Source organism: Amycolatopsis sp. WAC 04197 (assembly GCF_003947475.1).
Lineage (GTDB): Bacteria > Actinomycetota > Actinomycetes > Mycobacteriales > Pseudonocardiaceae > Amycolatopsis > Amycolatopsis japonica.
In genome coordinates, this window is the sequence record NZ_QHJK01000002.1 from 860,503 (window position 1) to 878,252 (window position 17,750).

Consider the following 17,750-nt stretch of genomic DNA (forward strand, 5'->3'; position numbering starts at 1 on the left):
GGACTACCGCGTCATCTCTTCCAGGAACTCCTGGGTTTCGGGGTCTTCCGAGAAAATCGCCGTTCCGCGCATCCCGCGAGTGAGCAGGACTTTGTACGTGTTCTTGATCAATGCGCTGAAATGCAGCTCGTCGGCTTTCTTGACCTCGGAGTCCTTGGAGTTCGCCCGGACCGCGCACCACATGCCGTCACGGCGGACGAGGTCCTTGCCGAAGATCACGCCAGACCAGTCGTATTCGAAGCCCTGGGCGGTGTAGATGCAACCGACCTGGCCGAACCCGCGTTCGTCCGTCGCCCAGTAGCTGGATCCGGGCACGTCGGGCACCGACTTCTCGCCCTTCGCGTTCCAAGGCCGTTTCCACTCGCCGAGCCGGACGTCGTCCACGAGGCGAAGGCCGTCCGGAGTCTGGACGGGATCGCTCCACGGCCAACAGAAGCCGGCCGTCAGCCGACCTCCTCCGCCATGCCTGGACCGTTGCTCCAGCACCCAGGATTCCAGGGCTTCGGGAGACGCGGCGGTGGTCAAGGTGATGCCTTCGTCGAGCGGGCCCGCGAGCTTGCTCCACGGTATCGGCGGTTCGGCGGAGCCGAGTCCGAGCAGCCTCGCGACCCAAGTGTCGTAGGAAACCGAGCCGCCACAACGCAGCTGATCGTGCAGGCGGACGACCTCGACCTCACAGCCGAGAGCATGGGCGGCCGTGGTGATCTCCTTGAGCGAGCCCATTTCACCAGGCCGCACGACCTGGTGCTCGTCGAGAAGGAACACCGGAACGGTCGCCACGTTGATGAGTTCGTTGACCTGCCGATCGGCGCGTTCGCGCTTCTCCTTCTTCGTGAACCTGTCGACACCCCTTTCCCGGATGCGATGTGCTTCGTCGCAGATCAGGACGTCCAGTTCGCGAGGTTCGCAGCCCACGTAGGCGTTGAAGTACTTGAACAACCCCTGGACACGAGTGCTTCCGCGGCCCGCGTACTTGCGCATGGTCGAGGTGAACGACTTCGAGCCGGTCGCGTGGTGGACGGCGCGGCCTCGTCGGGCCAGCTCGCCGAGAAGGCTCAATGCGATGACACTCTTGCCCGAGCCCGGTCCGCCTTCGACGATGACGACCGTGCGGGTCTGAGCCGCTCGAGACCGCTCGACAGCCTGCAAGACGAGTTCGTACGCGACCTTCTGCTCGTCGAGGAGAACGAACTGCTCGCGATCCTTGATCTCGGCCGCGGCGAGGTCGAGCAACGGCTTGGTGGGACGGTGCGCGAACCCGCTCAGTTCGTCACCGGCGGCGATGTTGGTCCGCCGGGGTGCCGAGCTGTCGAGGACCGCGTTGAAGTGCTCGCCCATCGCCGCCTTGTCGTCCATGGTGAACAACCGGCTGGCGGGACGAGGATTGTCCTTGAGGAGACCGGACACATCGGCACGTCGAGCGTTGTGCAGGTACACGGCCGCGTGTATGGCCTGTGGCCGCTCCACCAGCGCGGGGGTGTGGTCCACGAAATACTGGCGGTACCCGTGCACCTGTTCGGCCGGATGGAGGTGTTTTCCCGGCAGGCCGGGAATGTTGATCACCTCGGACAGGTAGGACTCGGCCTTGGACCACTGCTTGACCTCGAGGAAGACGAAAGAACTTTGCCCGCCGCGAGGGTGAACGCCGCACAGCACCACGTCGATGCGTTGCTTGCTGTGCGGTAGCTGATGTTCGAGGAGAACCTCGACGTCGCCGAGACCCGCGTCGACGAGATCCGCCAACACGATGGGCAGGCTCCGTTGCCAGGAGGCCACTTCGCTGGTTCCCACCCTGCTGCCGAGGGCGAATCCGGCTTGTTCCTGCAACCGGCTGTGCAGATGTCCCGCACGGGCTTCGATCAAGAGATCGGCCGCGCTGCCGCGCGCAAGAGCCACTCGTCCCTCCCCTGGGCGTGGGTCGCTCGAATGCTCCCCAGCTGTCGATCATAACCCGCTAGAGTGATTCTTGCCTTCACGCAATGGCGCGAAAGGCCAAGAGACGGGAACGGCCCTGGGGAGGGTGGCTTGCCGGTCATCAAGACCGCGTACGACCTGCGCGAAGAACTTCAGCACAAGCGGATCCTGATAGAGCTGTCAAAACACGTGGGCATCCCGTTCAGGGGGTCCGAGGAGTCGGGTGAGATCGGCTCGTGGAAGCGCAGCCTGCCGGTACTCGCCAACACGTTGTGCGCCGCGAGGCTCGGCCACGTGCAGGTGTTGCTGGAATACAAGCTTCCATACAGCCCGAAGCGGGTGGACGCCATCCTCTGTGGCGTCCACCCGGAGACCGGCAAGCCCTCCTATGTGCTCGTCGAGCTGAAACAGTGGGAAAAGGCGAAAGCCACTGGCGCCGGTCTGGTGCTGACTCCCTACGGTAAGAAGCAGCCTGACCTGCATCCGGCGGAACAGGTCAGACGGTATTGTCGCCAACTACTCGACTTCGTCCCGGCGTTCGCACGTATTCCAGGTCAAGTCAAGGGAATCGCGTACATGCACAACGCCGTGCGCGGAGCCGACTGGTCGTTGGACGAGTTCGAGTTCGACGACTTCGGCCAGCTCTACACTTCGGATCTCCAGGCGGACCTGGTCGCCGACCTGTGGTCCTTGCTGGACACGGATCCCGCCACCGCGGGCGCGGCGATGGCAGCCGCTCACGAATTGATCTCGGCTCCGCCGTCCCCAGCGCGGAACTTGCTGAAGACAGCGGCGGACGCTTTTGATGACAGGGACGATTTCGTCCTTCTCGATGAACAGCAGGTCGCCTACAAGACCGTGCTCGACGCGGTGGCAGAGGCCGATTCCGGTGGCGGGAAGAAGAAGGTCGTCGTCGTCAACGGAGGACCGGGCTCGGGCAAGAGCGCCATCGCGGTGACGCTTCTCGCCGCCCTCGCGAGGCAGAAGCGAAAAGCACTGCACGCGACCGGCTCGAAGGCATTCACCGAAACCTTGCGGCTGAAGGTCTCCGGTGGCGATGTTCGGTCCGGCGAGATCTTCAAGTACTTCAATGAGTTCCGCAGGGCTCCCGCGGACGCTCTCGACGTTCTGATCTGCGACGAGGCGCACCGCGTCCGAGGCATGCCTCGGCATCTGCACGGCAGAGTACGGAGCCAGATCGACGAGCTGATCGATGTCGCCAAAGTGCCGCTCTTCCTCCTGGACGAGCACCAGGTCGTGCGCCCGACGGAGATCGGTACCAAGACCGACATCGTCTCCATCGCGGAAATGAAGGGCTGCCAGGTCATCGAGATCAGTCTCGACGGCCAGTACCGTTGCGGCGGCTCGGCGAAGTTCGACGAGTGGGTGGTCAGGCTTCTGGGACTCGGTGCGGAGCCGCCGGTGACCTGGTCCGAACTCGTGGACGACACCGAAGACGAGTATGTGGTGGACTCCGTCGGATCTCCCCATGAACTGGAGAGCTGGCTTCTCCGGCAGGCCAGGCACTTCTCGGGAACGGCGCGGATGGCGGCCGGATTCTGCTGGGAGTGGCGCGACCCGGTCGAGGTCGAGGGAAGCCTGAGGTTGCTCGAGGACGTGCAGATCGGCGGCTGGCGGCGGCCTTGGAACGCCAAGCAGGGTTTCGACGTACCGGGCGTTCCATCGGCTTCACTGTGGGCCTCCGAGCCGGACGGGTTCGGACAGGTCGGTTGCATCTACACCGCGCAGGGTTTCGAATACGACTGGGCGGGCGCGATCTTCGGCGACGACCTCGTGATCCGAGACGGCGAGTGGCGCGCCCGGCGCGATTTCTCCTTCGACAAATCGGTGAAGGCCGCCGATCCCGCTGACTTCGACCGATTGGTCCGCAACACCTACAAAGTGCTCATGACGCGCGGAATGCAGGGATTGTGCGTTTACTCCACGGATGACGAGACCAACGCCTTCCTTCGTGAGTACGCGCGGTAGGCGCGATGGCGGGCGGTGCGAAGGTGGCGCCGACTTCGGTGTCCGCTGGAACTCCTCACCCGGCTCGACGTCGGGCTGGATGATCTTCCGGTAGACGCGGGCCGGCGCCTGGAAAGAACTTCTCCCTCAGGGTGCCGCCGGTGTACTCGCGTTGCATGAGACCTTGGTCCCGCAGCACCGGGCAGACATGGTCGACGAACTCGGCGAAGCTGGTCGGCAGGACGACATACTGCAGGTTGATGCCGTCCACGCCGGCCGCTTGCCAGCGCGCGACATCTTCGGCGATCTGGTCCGGAGTTCCGGCGAGGCGTCTGTTGCCGATCCTGAGGATGAGTTCGCCCAGCGTCTGCTCGTCCCGCTCGCCGGCATCGAGCAGCGTCCGTAACTCCGACGGAAGGTTCTTTCGGCGGCGTAGTTCTCCCACCGGCGTCGCCGGGTCGTCTTCGGCGAAGTCGCGATCGAGGAACACCGACATCCGGGCGAGGTTGCCCTCGATGGTCTGCCGTTCCAGTAAATCGGCATCTCGACGCTTGGCCTCGGCCTCTGTGCTCCCTACGACGTAGGTGCGTGGCACGAAAACTTTGATCGACCGGGGGTGTCGGCCGGCCGCCCGGGCGGCGTGGCGGAAACCGGCGACCAACGGTGCCGCGTTCTCCGGGCTCTGCGCTCCGATGAAGACCGCTTCCGCGTGCCGTCCCGCGAACTTCCGGCCCACCGCGGACTGTCCCGCTTGGAACAGCAATGGGGTCCTCTGTGGCGACGGTTCGCACAGATGTGGGCCGTCCACCTGGTAATAGGGGCCACGGTGCTTGATTTCATGCACCTTCGCCGGATCGGCGAATTGGCGCGTGACCTTGTCCTTGACGACCGCGTCGTCGTCCCAGCTCCACTCCCACAGCTTGCAGACGGCGCTCAGGTAGTCCTGCGCCCTTTCATAGAGCTCGTCGTGGTCGGGAAGGCCTCCATAGCCCAGATTCCGGCCCGCTCCCGGCAAGAAGGAATTGACCACGTTCCACGCGACGCGCCCCTGGGTAAGATGATCCAAAGTGGACATACGTCGAGCGAAGGCGTACGGCGGTTCTTGCAGGATGTTCTGGGTGTAGGCGAAACCGAGATGCTCGGTGTGGTGAGCGAGCAGTGGGATCAGCAGGGAGAAGTCGAGGGTGGGGAACTGCATGCCCTCGTGCACGGCCGAGTCACGGGACCCGCGGTACCGCGCGTATGGCGCGATCACATCGGCATTGAACAACGCGTCGAATCGCCCGCGCTCGAGAAGCCGGGCGAGATCGATCCACATCTGCGGGTTGGCGTATTCCAGTTGCCGGCTGTCGGGTTCCGCCCATAAGCCTTGGGCATGATGCGACACCGTCGCCATGGAGAATGCGTTGAAGAGCATTCGTGGCCGAGGATCCACGCTTACGGACTCCTGTTTTGCTTGTTCCGTTCGTTCGTGCGCTTCAGTCGTCGAACCTGGCTTTAGCCGGAAGAAGGCACGGAACTCGGTTCGTTGTCTCGCGCACCCCAGGCTCTGGAATCGTAATGGAGGAGGAACGGCATGTGTCCCGGCAAACGGTTGATCTTGCCCGGGAACCGGGCGAGCACCGCGGGCCCGCCGAAGGTGGATGTGCGGCCGCAAGCCGAGTGATGTGCCCCCGGCAGGATTCGAACCTGCGACACCCGCTTTAGGAGAGCGGTGCTCTATCCCCTGAGCTACGAGGGCATGTACTGCCAGGCGCAGCCTACCGGGTGACGCGAGCCGCCCGAGCGCGAGGTCGCAAGTCACACCCGGGCGGACCAAGCGGCCGGCCCGGTGAAAGTCCGAAATGCCCCGAACGGCGGTTGCCCGGCAGGCTGGCGACAGCATGCGGCCGGACAGCGACAGTGGCCGTCCAGTGACACTCGACCTGCGGATCCGCCCGGGAGCGGCGACACTCGATCCAGGCAAAACAGGGTCTGAATCGAGCGCTAGATCGACACAGATGACCCGCGCGGGTCACTCGTACGTGTCTGGTTTCGAAACCCTGAACAACAGTAGGTAATCTTCGTTAACGGGACGCGAGACGCCGCTCCCCCGGCTGCCGGAGGGCTTCGTTGATCAAGCTCATGTTCGCCGACGACGAGGAACTGGTCCGTTCGGGCCTGCGTGCCATGATGTCGGGCGCTGCCGATATCGAGATCGTGGGCGAGGCGAGCGACGGGAGATCAGCGGTCGAGGTCGCCCGGAGGTACCACCCCGACGTCGCGCTGCTCGACATCAAGATGCGGGCGCCCGACGACGGCATTCGCGCGCTCAGGGCGATCTTGGCCCTGCCGGATCCGCCGACCGTGGCCATGTTGACCACGTTCGACATCGACGACTACGTCAGTCTCGCGCTCAGGCTCGGGGCCAACGGCTTCCTCCTCAAGGACATCGACCCGGCGGCGCTGCTCAGGGCGGTGCGCGACCTGGCCCGCGGCGGCGCGGTGCTCGACCCTGGGGTCGCGGCGCGCATGGTGCAGTCGCATCGGGACGAACAGCGGGCCGCACAGCCGGCGCGCAAGCTGCTCGCCTCGTTGTCCGAGCGGGAGCGTGAGGTCGTCGGGCTGATCGGTCAGGGGCTGTCCAACGCCGAGATCGGCGGCCGCCTTCACCTGTCCGAGGCCACGGTCAAGGGTTACGTCTCGGCGGTCCTGTCCAAGATCGGTGCGGCGAACCGGGTGCAGGCCGCGCTGCTGGCCTACCGCGGTGGCCTGCTCGACCAGTAATGATCCTCACCGCCCTCGAGTTCCTCGGCTTGATCGCGTTCGCCGCTTCGGGGGCGCTCGCGGCGGTGCGGTCCAGGTTGGACGTCTTCGGAGTCGTGGTCGTCGGGTTGACGACCGCGCTCGGCGGCGGGGTCATCCGCGACGTCCTGCTCGGGATCACGCCGCCCACCACCCTGCGGACCTGGCCTTATCTCGCGGTCTGCGGCGGGACGGCGCTGATCGTGTTCGTCTTCCATCCGCAGATCGCGAAGCTGCGGCGTGCCGTACTCCTCGCGGACGCGCTCGGGCTCGGGGTGTTCGCGACGGCGGGGACCACCATCGCGTTGAACGCGGGCGCCACTCCCTACGCGGCGTGCCTGATCGGCATGACGACGGGTATCGGCGGCGGTGCGGTGCGTGATCTCCTGCTGCGGGAAATCCCGCTCGTGCTGCGGAAGGAGATCTACGCGGTCGCGGCGCTCGCGGGGGCCGTACTCGTCGTGATCGGTCACGCTCTGCGACTGCCACCGGGGCCGGTGACGGTGGTAGCAGCCGCCGCCGTCGTGGGGGTCCGGATGCTCGCTTTGTGGCGTAGATGGAACGCACCTGTTGCAAAAGGGCCCGAGACCGGCTGAAACGTCTTCCGGACCGCCGGATTTCCTTTGTTGGTTCTGTGTGTGTTCTTAGGCGAGTCTCAGCACTCTGCGTAAGACTGTCGCCATGCGCATCCTCGTAGTGGACGACGACAGGGCCGTCCGTGAATCACTCAGGCGATCCCTTGAGTTCAACGGGTACCAGGTGGAACTGGCCGGGGACGGCGCGCAGGCCCTGGAAGCGATCATCGCCAACAGACCGGACGCGATGGTCCTCGACGTGATGATGCCGCGGCTCGACGGCCTGGAGGTCGCCCGGAGGCTGCGGAGCACCGGTGACGACCTGCCGATCCTCGTGCTGACCGCGCGAGACACCGTTTCGGATCGCGTGTCCGGCCTCGACGCCGGGGCCGACGACTACCTGCCGAAGCCCTTCGCGCTCGAAGAGCTGCTCGCGCGCCTTCGCGCGCTTCTGCGCCGGGCGATCCCGGATCCGCAGGCCGGTCAGAACGCCGAGGTCCTCTCGTTCGCGGACCTCACCTTGGACCCGGGGACGCGCGAGGTGCGCCGCGCCGGGCGGGAGATCAGTCTCACCAGGACCGAGTTCGCCCTGCTGGAGCTGTTCCTCTCGTACCCGAAGCACGTGCTGACCCGCAGCCGGATCCTGGAGGAAGTATGGGGATACGACTTCCCGACGTCGGGCAACGCGCTGGAGGTCTACGTCGGTTATTTGCGCCGAAAGACCGAGGCTGGGAACGAACCGAGGCTGATCCACACGGTGCGGGGAGTGGGCTACGTGCTGAGGGAAACCCCGCCGTGACGGAGCCGGTCCCGGTCGTCGACGTGTCCGAAAAGGATCCGCGCGGCGACCGCTGGGGCACGCGGCGCTTCTCGCTCCGCGGCAGGGTGACGCTGCTCGCCGCCGCGTCGGTGGCGGGCGCGGTGGCGCTGGTCTCCCTCGGCGCGTATCTCGTCGTGCGCGACAACCTCTACCAGCAGGTGGACGACAACCTGCTCGCCCGCGCGCAGGCCGCGGTCGATTCGCCGCAGGTGCAGACCGAACTGCAGCAGGTCCCCGGCGCCTTCCTGGCCAGCGCGGACCTGCAGATCGGCCAGCTGACGGTGGGGCAGAAGGTCCGGCTGACCTATCCGCAGTCCGGCAGCCGCCCGCCGTACGGCGACGACGAGATCGCCGTCGCCTCCGGGGACAAGGCCTTCTCCCTGCGCACCGACCCGAAGACCGACAGCCGGGTCGTCGCCCTCCCGCAGGGCGCCGGCCAGGCGATGGTGCTCGCCCAGTCGCTCGGCCCGACCAAGCGCACCCTGAACGAGCTTTCCGTGGTCCTGTTCCTGATCGGCGGCGCCGGGATCCTGGTCGCCGCGGCGGCGGGAACGGCGGTCGCGAGAGCGGGGCTGAGGCCGGTCGACCGGCTCACGTCGGCGGCGGAACGCGTCGCCACCACGGGCGACCTGCGACCGATCCCGGTCAGCGGCGACGACGAACTCGCCCGTCTCACCCAGAGTTTCAACACGATGCTGGGCACGGTCGCCGAATCGCAGGAACGCCAACGGCAACTCGTCGCCGACGCCGGCCACGAACTGCGCACCCCGCTGACGTCGTTGCGCACGAACCTGGAGCTGCTCCTGTCCGCGAGCAGGCCGGGCGCGCGGACGCTGTCCGACGAGGACCGCAGCGACATCGAGGCCGACATCCGCGGCCAGCTCGACGAGCTGACCCAGCTGATCGGCGACCTCGTCGAACTCGCGCGTCAGGACGAGCCGCGGATCGAGCACGAGCGGGTCGAGATGGTCGACGTCGTCGAGCGCGCGCTGGACCGGGCACGCCGCCGCGCGGGCGAGATCGAGTTCGACGTCTCGCTCCAGCCGTGGGTGCTGACCGGCGACACCAGCGCGCTGGAACGCGCGGTGCTGAACCTGCTGGACAACGCGGTGAAGTTCTCGCCGGAGGGCTCGACGGTCGGGGTCCGGCTGTACCCGGTCGGCGACGGCACGGCGGTACTCGAAGTCGAGGACTCCGGGCCGGGGATCGCCGACGAGGATCTGCCGAAGGTGTTCGACCGCTTCTACCGCTCGTCGGAGGCGCGGACGCTGCCCGGTTCCGGGCTCGGCCTCGCGATCGTCCAGCACGCGGCGCAGCGGCACGGCGGCGACGTCTACGCGGGCCGCGCGTCCACCGGCGGCGCGCTGATGACGTTGCGGCTCCCGGGAGCCCCGGCCTGATGGGTGATTACGGCAAGGGCCTCGAACTGCTCCGGCTTCTCGGCGGCGTCGAGAACCCCGCGGTGCTGGAGCTGTTCGACGCAGTCGAGGCGACGGACTACGGCAGGGAAGCGGTCGCCTTCGTCTATGGCGGCGTCTACCAGCGGCCGGGGCTTTCGCTGGCACAGCGGCAAGTGATCACCGTCGCGGCGCTGGAGACGTTGGGATACGCGGAGGCGCAGCTTCGGTTCCACCGCGACGCCGTGGCGAACGTCGGCGGTGACCTGGCACAGGACGACGAAACGACGCGGCGGCTCAAGCGGATCGCGGTGTACACGGCGAAGGGCGGCGTGGCGCCGGAACTGGCCGACGTCCTTCAGGAAGCGAAGGACGCGGGTGAGCTCCGGGAGGCCGTCGAGGCGATCCTCCATCTCGCCGTGTACGTGGGCTTCCCCGCCGCGCTCAACGCGCTCGCCATTACGCTGACGGGTGATGAGCACCGAGAACGCGCCTGAGCTGCCGCCCCGCCGTCTGCTATGGACACTGCTGGTGGCCGCGGTGCTGCTGGCCGCGGACCAGTTGACCAAATGGTGGGCGGTCGACGCCCTCACCGACCACGCGCCGATCCCGGTGATCGGCGACTTCATCCGGTTCCGGCTGCTCTACAACCCGGGCGCGGCGTTCTCGCTGGGCGCGAACTCCACCTGGATCTTCGCGATCCTGGCGGCGGCCGCGGTGGTCGCGCTGCTGTGGATCTCCCGCAAGGTCCGTTCGGCGGGCTGGGCGATCTCGCTTGGGCTGCTGCTCGGCGGCGCGACGACCCACCTGGGAGACCGCCTGTTCCGCGAGCCCGGCTTCGCGCGCGGTCACGTCGTCGACTTCATCGACTACAACGGCTGGTTCGTCGGGAACGTCGCGGATATCGCGCTGTTCTTCGGCGCGGTCTCGTTGTTCGTGTTGAGTTTCCGCGGTGTCCCGATCGAGGGCGTCAAGGAGACGGCGGAGGAGTAACGAGGCAGAACTCGTTCCCTTCAGGGATCCGCGAGCACGACCAGCTTCGCTTCCGGCACCAGGTTGAAGAAGAGCCGCGGTCCCGATGCCGCTTCGACCAGGACCGAAGGATCCTCGTCGGGACCGGAAAACCCCAGGGAACGAAGGCGATCAAGCTCCTCTTCGTCATAGGGTGCGACTTCGTAGCCGTCGAGCGCGGCCGCCCAGAAGCGGGCGAGCGAAGCCGGATGCCGGCAGTCGAAGACGACGTCGCGAAGCCTGGCCACGGCCTCATGGTGCCAGGCGGCTCGGCTCGTCGCGCCATGTTTGATCGTGTAGGATTTTGTGTAGTTGATCCAGGGAGGCGTCTTGCTCGCGCGGCAACGACAGGCGGTGATCCTCGAGGAGGCGCGCCGGACCGGGGCGGTCCGGGTCAGCGATCTCGTCGTGAGGCTCGGCGTTTCCGATATGACGGTGCGCCGCGACCTCGACGTGCTCGCGAGCCGGGGTCTGGTCGAAAAGGTCTACGGCGGCGCCACCTCCATCGTCGGCAAGAGCACCGACGAACCCGGTTTCGAGGCCAAATCCGTGCGCCAGCGCGCGCAGAAGGAGGCCATCGCCGCCCTCGCCGCCGGGCTGGTCCGGCCGGGCACCGCGATCGGCATCTCCGCCGGCACCACCACCTGGACGCTCGCCAGGGCGCTCGACGAGGTCCCCGGCCTGACGATCGTCACGAACTCCATCCAGGTCGCCGACGTGCTGCGCGGCGCGAACCAGCCGGATCGCACGGTCGTCCTCACCGGCGGCGTCCGCACCCCGTCGGACGCGCTGGTCGGGCCGGTCGCCGTGCAGAGCCTGCGGTCGCTGCATCTGGACGTCGTCTTCCTCGGCGTGCACGGGATGGCCGACGGCCCCGGGTTCACCACGCCGAACCTCACCGAATCCGAGACCGACCGCGCGCTGGTCGAGGCGGGCCGCAAGCTGGTCGTGCTGGCCGACCACACCAAATGGGGCATCGTCGGGATCTCCACCATCGCCGGGCTCGAAGAGGCCGACGTCGTCGTCTCGGACGACGGTTTGTCCGACAACGCAAGGGAAACGCTCACCGAACAGGCGGGTGAGCTGATGATCGCCGAAACGGCGGAGACGGCTGAGGCTGAAGAAGCGTGAAGCGCACGGTTAGGCACCTGGCCGACGGCCGGGAGATCATCTACTTCGACGCACCGGGCGCGACCGAACGCACCGCCGAGGACACGCGTGACCTGCCCCGGGTCGCCGCCGCGTCGGAGATCCGGCGCGACCCGCTGACCGGCGAATGGGTCGCGATGGCCGCGCACCGGCAGACGCGCACCTACAAACCGCCCGCCGACCTGTGCCCGTTGTGCCCCACGAAACCCGGGAAACCCAGTGAGATCCCGGAGCCGGACTACGACGTCGCGGTGTTCGAAAACAGGTTCCCTTCCTTCGCCCGCAACGTCCTCGGTGATCCGTCCACAGTGGATGGAGCGGGGCTGGTACCGGTCGCGCCGGGTGTCGGTCGTTGCGAGGTCGTCTGCTTCACCAGCGACCACGACGGTTCTTTCGCCGGGCTAACGGCGAAACAGGTCCGCGCGGTCGTCGACGCCTGGGCCGACCGCACCGCCGAACTGTCCGCGATGCACGGTGTCGAGCAGGTCTTCCCGTTCGAGAACCGCGGCGAAGAGATCGGCGTGACCCTGCACCATCCGCACGGTCAGATCTACGGCTACCCGTTCGTCACGCCGAAGACCGAGCGCCTGTTGGAGGTCGCCCGCGCCTACGAGGCGGAGCACGGCCGTCCGGTGATGGGGGACGTCCTGGCCGCCGAGCGGGCGTCCGGGGAACGGGTCGTGGTCGCGGGCGAGCACTGGACGGCGTTCGTGCCGCCCGCCGCGCGCTGGCCCGTGCAGGTCCAGATCGTGCCGCATCGCCAGGTGCCCGACATCCCGGCGCTTTCGGACGCCGAGCGTGACGACTTCGCCGACGTCTACCTCGAAGTCCTCCGCCGCTGCGACGGGCTCTACGACCGGCCGTTGCCCTACATCGCGGCCTGGAACCAGGCGCCCGCCAAACGCGACCGCGAACTCGGCTGGCTGTACCTGGAGGTCTTCTCGGTCCTGCGGTCCAAGGACAAGCTGAAGTACCTGGCGGGTTCGGAGTCCGGGATGGCCGTGTGGATCAACGACGCCACCCCCGAGCAGATCGCGGACAGGCTGCGCGCCACCCGCTGACAGGGCCATACTCATGTGCGATGCACAGCTTTGGCTCAGGAACTTCTCAGGACCATCCCGCAAGGTGAAGACATGACCGAGAACGACGCCGAGAAGGCGCGGCCCGCCGGCGATCGGCCGGAGGCGGAGCAGAGCGCGAACTGGGCGGCTCAGCCCGCGCCGCAGCAGCCCGACGCGACCGGCCTCGGCGGCCATGCCACTCCGCACACCGGAGCGCAGCAGGCCTACCCCGCGGAGCAGCAGTACAACCCGTGGTCGCCGCAGGCCCAGCAGACTCAGACCCAGGAACACCAGGCGCAGGGCCAGTACACCCAGGGGCACCAGATCCCCGGCCAGCAGACGCCGTTCACCCAGCCGGGTCCGTCCGTCTACGCGGTCCCGCAGCAGCGCCAGGCGCAGAAGTCCACGTCGGGCAAGCTGCTCGCCGGTGTCGCGGCGATCGCGCTCGTGGTCGGCGGGGTCGCGGGTGGCACGGTCGGCTACCTGACCGGTGACGGGTCCGGCGGCTCCGCCGTGAACGCGCTCGACGCGCCGAAGCCCGCCCAGCAGACGGGCAATCTGCCCGCCGGTTCGGTCGAGGCCGTGGCGCAGAAGCTGTCGCCGAGCGTGGTCGAGCTGCAGGTCTCCGGCCGCTCGGGGGCGGGCGAGGGCTCCGGCTTCGTGCTCAGCACCGACGGTTACGTGCTCACCAACAACCACGTCGTCGAGGTCGCCGCCGGTGGCGGGCAGATCCAGGCGGTGTTCCAGGACGGCAAGAAGGGCACGGCGACGGTCGTCGGCCGCGACCCCACGACGGATATCGCCGTGGTGAAGGTCAGCGGCGTCAGCGGCCTGACCCCGGTGGAGCTCGGCCGGTCCGACGACCTGCGGGTCGGGCAGCCGGTGGTCGCGATCGGTTCGCCGTTCGAGCTGACGGGCACGGTCACGTCGGGCATCGTCAGCGCGCTGAACCGGCCGGTGAGCGCGGGCGGCAACGGCGACCAGACCACGGTCATGTCGGCGGTGCAGACCGACGCGGCGATCAACCCCGGCAACTCGGGCGGCCCGCTCGCGAACATGGCCGGCCAGGTCATCGGCATCAACTCGGCGATCTACAGCCCGAAGTCCGCGCAGGGCCAGGGCGGCGAGAGCGGCGGAAACGTCGGCATCGGTTTCGCGATCCCGATCGACCAGGCGCGCCGCACGGCCGACGACATCATCAACACCGGCCAGGCGACGCAGACCTTCATCGGCGCACGGGTGCAGACGGCGCCGACCGGTGGGGCGCAGCTCGGCGAGATCACGCCGGGCAGCCCCGCCGAGAAGGCGGGCCTCAAATCCGGCGACGTTGTGACGAAGCTGGACGACCGGTCGATCCCCAACGCGGACGCGCTCGTCGCCGAGATCCGCACCAGGGCGCCGAACGACAAGGTGAAGTTCACCCTCAGCGGTGGCAAGGTCATCGAGGTGACCCTCGGCGGCCAGCCCGTCACACCGAACTAGAGACGCTCGGCCGCAGTGCGCGGCCGAGACCAGCTCCGGCTCGAACCCCCAGCGGGCCGGACCTCGGAGGCCACGTGCGACCGGCTGCCAATCCCGGTCGCGCGTGGCCCCTTTTAATGCGTCTTCCGCCTGAGGAACACGGCCACGAGCACGCCGAGCCAGACGACCGCCAGGGTGACGAGCAGGCCCGTGACGGTATCGGCGTCGTGCAGGCCCGGGTTCCGAGCGCCGCCGAAAGGCCGCCACAGCAACGGGAACGCGAGCAGCGTCAGGACACCGGTGAGCACCGCGCCCGTCTTCACGGGGGTCTTCCACCGATCCGGGAGGAACCTGCTCAGCGCGAAACCCACGGCGCCGACCAGCGGCGCGATCAGCAGGTCGTGGACCAGCGGACCGCCGGCGAGCCAGCCGAGTGTCCCGAAGACGTCCGGGCGCAGCGGGAACGCGTACTCGGAGAACAGCACCGCGCCCCAGGCGAGCGCGGCGAGGCCGGGCAGGAACAACAGCAACCGCAACGTCTTCACAGCGTCTCCAAGCGGGTGACCCATTTCGTCTGCAGGACGCCGGGCCGGTTCGGGGCGATGATCCGGCACGGGAAGCCGTGGTCCGCGTCGAGCACCTCGCCGTTGAGTTCCAGCGCCAGCAGGGTGAGATCGTCCGCGGTGTGCTCGCCGGGGAGATCGCTGATCCCGTACGGCCCCGCCTTCTCGAGCGAGAACACGCGGATCGGTGTCCCCGGCGTACTTCCGGCGTGCCGCAACAACTCCGGCAGGGAGACCCCGCTCCAGTGGGCGGACTCGCTCCAGCCCTCGACGCACGCGATCGGCAGTTCGGCCGAAGTCCTCGGCAGGGCACGGAGTTCGTCCAGGGAATAGGTTCTGGTGCCGTTCGGGGTCACCACCGAAAGCCGCCAGTTCGGATCTTTCGCCGTGTCCAGGACACCGGCCGCCACGGCGGTCCGGTTCACCGGCAACCCCTGCGAGCCTTTGTCGCTCCGCCACGACAGCCCGGAAACGGTGCGCAGCAACGGAACCGTCGCTCCGGCGGTCGCCACGACCGCGACCCCCGCGGCCAGCCAGGTCGTGCGGAGGAATGCGCGCCGCGAGGGTTCGGGCTTCGTCGTGAGCGAACGGCGGACGATGGGGAGTTTCACCGCGATGTGCACCAGGATCGAGCCGATCGCCACCCACGCGACCGCGTAGTGCAGCTGCGGGAAGTTGAAGTTCCACGGATAGTTCTGCGCGACGTTGAACAGGCCGGTGACGAGTTCGAAGAAGGCGGCCGCGGAAAGCACGAGGATCGACAGGCGTTCGAGCGCGTGCGGCAGCGAACGGATCACCGGTCGCTCGAAGAGTTTCGGGTAGACACTCCAGAGTTTGGCCAGCAGCAAGGGAATCGATGCGATCCCGGAGATCACGTGCGTGCCCTGGGTGACCCGGTACAGCCAGACCGGACGGCTCGGCCAGCCGAACCACGACGGCGGATGCTGGATGAGATGGCTGATCAGGCCGGTGACGAAGCACAGGGTGAACGTGACGGCGAGGGCGAGCCCGATCCGGGACGTCACGCGTTCCGAAGGCGTGTTCATGCTTTCTCCAGACAGGCGAACCAGCGGTGGCCGTGGCTGGTGGACCAGGCGACGCGGAACGCGGTGCGGGCGGCGAGGTCCGCGATCGCTTCGACACCGACCCACGCCCAGGTGAACCAGGCGCCGTCGTCGGGGCGCAGGCGGACCCGGTCCTGGCGGAGGCCGCGGCCGGGCGGGTCGAGTTCGACGAGCACCGTCCCGCCGGTGGCGACCAGTTCCGCCATCCGGGTCAGGAGGCGGTGCGGATCACCGCCGATGCCGATGTTCCCGTCCGCGAGCAGGACATGCCGCCAGCGTCCTTCGCCGGGGAGCCGGTCGAAGACGTCGCGATGGAGCGCGGCGGCGCCCCGGTCGTGGGTGAGCCGCACGGCGGTGGCGGAGATGTCGACCCCGAGCGAGGCGACCCCGCGTTCGGACAGCGCGGCGGTGAGCCTGCCGGGGCCGCAGCCGACGTCGAGGGTCGGGCCGTCACAGGCGTCGAGGAGGACTTCGTCGCCTTCGCAGGGGATGGCCGTCCAGCGGTCCACCGGCAGGTCGACGCGTTCGCCGGTCGCCAGTTCCAGCCAGCAGCGGTGGCCGAGCAGGCCGCGGTCGAAGGCGGTCACCGGACTTCGCCCACCGCTCGGGCGAACCGGCCGTGCGGCGCCACTGCGGCGACGCGGCGAGCGTCCGCGATGGTGTCCACATCGGACAGTGTGGGCAGCTGCCCGGGGTGGAGCCCGACGTCCGCCAGTACGCGCAGGGTCTGCCGTCCGGTGTCGTCACGCGACATCGGGACCCCGGCGAGAGCCTTGGCGTGTAACGGATCCTTGAGCCCCAATGCCCACCAGCCACCGTCCTCGGCAGGCCCGAGGACGGAATCCTCAGGCCTGTTCGCCGCGTCGGCCAGGAGCTCCGGGGTGACCTGAGGCGTGTCCATGCCGATCTGCAAGACCGGCTCCCCAGGGCGGGGAGCGTCCGCGTGCGCGTTGACGAGCCGGATGTCGAAACCTTCCCCGCGTTGCGGGATCACGTCGGTCTTTCGGAGTGCTGCGGCGATTTCCGTGCCGCGGGCAGCCTCGCCGAGGTCGCCGGTCATGGCGACGACCACGCGTGCGTCCGGGGTCCGGAGGGCGGCGTCGAGGGTGTCGAGCAGCGAGGCGGCCGCGATCTCGGCGGCCTGTTCCGGCGTCGCGGGCGGGCACAGCCGCGTCTTCGCGAAACCGGGCACGGGCGCCTTGGCGACGATCAACAGGCAGAAGGTCATCGGCTCAGCACCCGCCCGAAATCCCGTGTGGCGCGCAAGGTTCCCCGGAGCGAACCGGAGACCTTCGACTTCGTGCCCTTGGCGCGTTCGCCGTAGGACACGTCGAATTCGGTGACCCGCCAGCCCGCGCGCTTCGCCTTGATCAGCAGTTCGAGCGGGTAGCCGAAGGCGCGATCGGTGACGTCGAGATCGAGCAGTGCCTGCCGCCGGACTGCCCGCAACGGCGCGATGTCCCGCACGGGCAATCCTTTGTGCCGTAACAGCGACGAGATCAACGCGTTCCCGGCTCTCGCGTGCCACGGCCAGACTCCCGGTCCGGTCGGCACCCGCCGCCCGACCGCCAGATCCGCGTCCGCGAGGCTCTGGACGAGCATCGGCAGTTCGGCGAGATCGAGAGAACCGTCGGCATCGGCGAAGCAGACGACGTCCGCCGTCGCCGCTTCCAGCCCCGTGTGCACGGCGGCCCCGTAGCCGCGCCGGGGTTCATGGACGACCTTCGCCCCGAGCCCGGCCGCGATCTCGGCGGAACCGTCCGTGGAGCCGTTGTCGACCACGATCGCCCGATACCGCTCGGGCAACGCCGTCAGTACGCCGGGCAGGGCACCGGCCTCGTCGAGACAGGGGAGCACGACGTCAACCTGGTCATCGTTCACGCAAAGCACGCTATGTCCGGGATGGACGGACGAAAACCCTTGCCGTGCTTACCGAATCATGACGTCGGCGAAGTTCTTACCGAGTTCTGACGGATCGCGCGC

The 17,750-nt window shown here is 68.0% G+C and carries 18 protein-coding genes and 1 tRNA gene; 10 read left to right on the forward strand and 9 right to left on the reverse strand.

The window, feature by feature from the left end; translation table 11 throughout:
• Positions 1-3: 3 nt before the first annotated feature.
• On the reverse strand, positions 4-1,896 hold the full coding sequence (locus DMC64_RS11345) for a DUF2075 domain-containing protein (protein ID WP_199754952.1): 1,893 nt from the start codon (positions 1,894-1,896) through the stop codon (positions 4-6).
• A 129-nt stretch (positions 1,897-2,025) separates the two neighbouring features.
• On the opposite strand from DMC64_RS11345, the gene DMC64_RS11350 reads away from it, so the two are divergent.
• Complete coding sequence (locus tag DMC64_RS11350; RefSeq protein WP_233629620.1) at positions 2,026-3,903, forward strand: DNA/RNA helicase domain-containing protein; 1,878 nt, start codon at positions 2,026-2,028, stop codon at positions 3,901-3,903.
• A gap of 55 nt (positions 3,904-3,958) precedes the next feature.
• Here the strand turns inward: DMC64_RS11350 and DMC64_RS11355 are convergent, their stop codons facing one another.
• Both DMC64_RS11355 and DMC64_RS11360 read right to left on the reverse strand, forming a co-directional pair.
• On the reverse strand, positions 3,959-5,299 hold the full coding sequence (locus DMC64_RS11355; protein ID WP_125733444.1) for an NtaA/DmoA family FMN-dependent monooxygenase: 1,341 nt from the start codon (positions 5,297-5,299) through the stop codon (positions 3,959-3,961).
• Between the two features lie 251 nt (positions 5,300-5,550).
• A tRNA-Arg gene (locus tag DMC64_RS11360) sits at positions 5,551-5,623 on the reverse strand.
• 371 nt (positions 5,624-5,994) lie between these two features.
• Between DMC64_RS11360 and DMC64_RS11365 the strand changes: the two genes are divergently transcribed.
• From DMC64_RS11365 to lspA, 6 genes are all read left to right on the forward strand, one after another.
• Positions 5,995-6,648: a response regulator transcription factor gene (locus DMC64_RS11365; RefSeq protein ID WP_005155565.1), complete on the forward strand. Its 654-nt coding sequence runs from the start codon at positions 5,995-5,997 to the stop codon at positions 6,646-6,648.
• Positions 6,648-7,262, forward strand: a complete 615-nt coding sequence (locus DMC64_RS11370) for a trimeric intracellular cation channel family protein (RefSeq protein ID WP_037340464.1) — start codon at positions 6,648-6,650, stop codon at positions 7,260-7,262. Before DMC64_RS11365 ends, DMC64_RS11370 begins: the two co-directional genes overlap by 1 nt.
• 85 nt (positions 7,263-7,347) lie before the next feature.
• The gene (locus DMC64_RS11375) at positions 7,348-8,040 is read left to right on the forward strand and encodes a response regulator transcription factor (RefSeq protein ID WP_037340466.1); all 693 of its coding nucleotides are present in this window, start codon (positions 7,348-7,350) and stop codon (positions 8,038-8,040) included.
• Positions 8,037-9,461, forward strand: coding sequence for a HAMP domain-containing sensor histidine kinase (locus tag DMC64_RS11380; RefSeq protein ID WP_052120752.1), 1,425 nt, complete (start codon positions 8,037-8,039; stop codon positions 9,459-9,461). Before DMC64_RS11375 ends, DMC64_RS11380 begins: the two co-directional genes overlap by 4 nt.
• On the forward strand, positions 9,461-9,955 hold the full coding sequence (locus DMC64_RS11385; RefSeq protein WP_125733445.1) for a carboxymuconolactone decarboxylase family protein: 495 nt from the start codon (positions 9,461-9,463) through the stop codon (positions 9,953-9,955). Before DMC64_RS11380 ends, DMC64_RS11385 begins: the two co-directional genes overlap by 1 nt.
• Positions 9,933-10,451 carry a signal peptidase II gene (gene lspA / locus DMC64_RS11390; RefSeq protein ID WP_125733446.1) on the forward strand — a complete coding sequence of 173 codons (519 nt, stop codon included), beginning with the start codon at positions 9,933-9,935 and terminating at the stop codon, positions 10,449-10,451. Before DMC64_RS11385 ends, lspA begins: the two co-directional genes overlap by 23 nt.
• A 20-nt stretch (positions 10,452-10,471) precedes the next feature.
• Here the strand turns inward: lspA and DMC64_RS11395 are convergent, their stop codons facing one another.
• Entirely contained in the window at positions 10,472-10,717 is a 246-nt protein-coding gene (locus DMC64_RS11395; protein ID WP_233629621.1) for a VOC family protein, read from the reverse strand.
• Between the two features lie 82 nt (positions 10,718-10,799).
• Here DMC64_RS11395 and DMC64_RS11400 point away from each other — a divergent pair, with 82 nt between their 5' ends.
• From DMC64_RS11400 to DMC64_RS11410, 3 genes are all read left to right on the forward strand, one after another.
• Positions 10,800-11,600, forward strand: a complete 801-nt coding sequence (locus DMC64_RS11400) for a DeoR/GlpR family DNA-binding transcription regulator (protein WP_037340477.1) — start codon at positions 10,800-10,802, stop codon at positions 11,598-11,600.
• The gene (gene galT / locus DMC64_RS11405) at positions 11,597-12,679 is read left to right on the forward strand and encodes a galactose-1-phosphate uridylyltransferase (RefSeq protein ID WP_125733447.1); all 1,083 of its coding nucleotides are present in this window, start codon (positions 11,597-11,599) and stop codon (positions 12,677-12,679) included. The genes DMC64_RS11400 and galT overlap by 4 nt, the downstream gene beginning before the upstream one ends.
• A gap of 72 nt (positions 12,680-12,751) precedes the next feature.
• A complete protein-coding gene (locus DMC64_RS11410) occupies positions 12,752-14,161 on the forward strand; it encodes a S1C family serine protease (RefSeq protein ID WP_125733448.1) in 1,410 nt (469 codons plus the stop codon).
• 113 nt (positions 14,162-14,274) lie between these two features.
• Here DMC64_RS11410 and DMC64_RS11415 read toward each other — a convergent pair whose 3' ends face one another.
• The 5 genes from DMC64_RS11415 to DMC64_RS11435 are packed head-to-tail and all read right to left on the reverse strand — an operon-like array spanning position 14,275 to position 17,648.
• A complete protein-coding gene (locus tag DMC64_RS11415) occupies positions 14,275-14,685 on the reverse strand; it encodes a hypothetical protein (protein WP_125733449.1) in 411 nt (136 codons plus the stop codon).
• Positions 14,682-15,749, reverse strand: a complete 1,068-nt coding sequence (locus DMC64_RS11420; RefSeq protein ID WP_125733450.1) for a molybdopterin-dependent oxidoreductase — start codon at positions 15,747-15,749, stop codon at positions 14,682-14,684. Before DMC64_RS11420 ends, DMC64_RS11415 begins: the two co-directional genes overlap by 4 nt.
• Positions 15,746-16,354, reverse strand: coding sequence for a class I SAM-dependent methyltransferase (locus tag DMC64_RS11425; protein WP_125733451.1), 609 nt, complete (start codon positions 16,352-16,354; stop codon positions 15,746-15,748). The genes DMC64_RS11420 and DMC64_RS11425 overlap by 4 nt, the downstream gene beginning before the upstream one ends.
• Entirely contained in the window at positions 16,351-16,995 is a 645-nt protein-coding gene (locus DMC64_RS11430; protein WP_125733452.1) for a DUF2064 domain-containing protein, read from the reverse strand. The genes DMC64_RS11425 and DMC64_RS11430 overlap by 4 nt, the downstream gene beginning before the upstream one ends.
• A complete protein-coding gene (locus tag DMC64_RS11435; protein WP_125733453.1) occupies positions 16,992-17,648 on the reverse strand; it encodes a glycosyltransferase family 2 protein in 657 nt (218 codons plus the stop codon). Before DMC64_RS11435 ends, DMC64_RS11430 begins: the two co-directional genes overlap by 4 nt.
• Positions 17,649-17,750 lie beyond the last annotated feature (102 nt).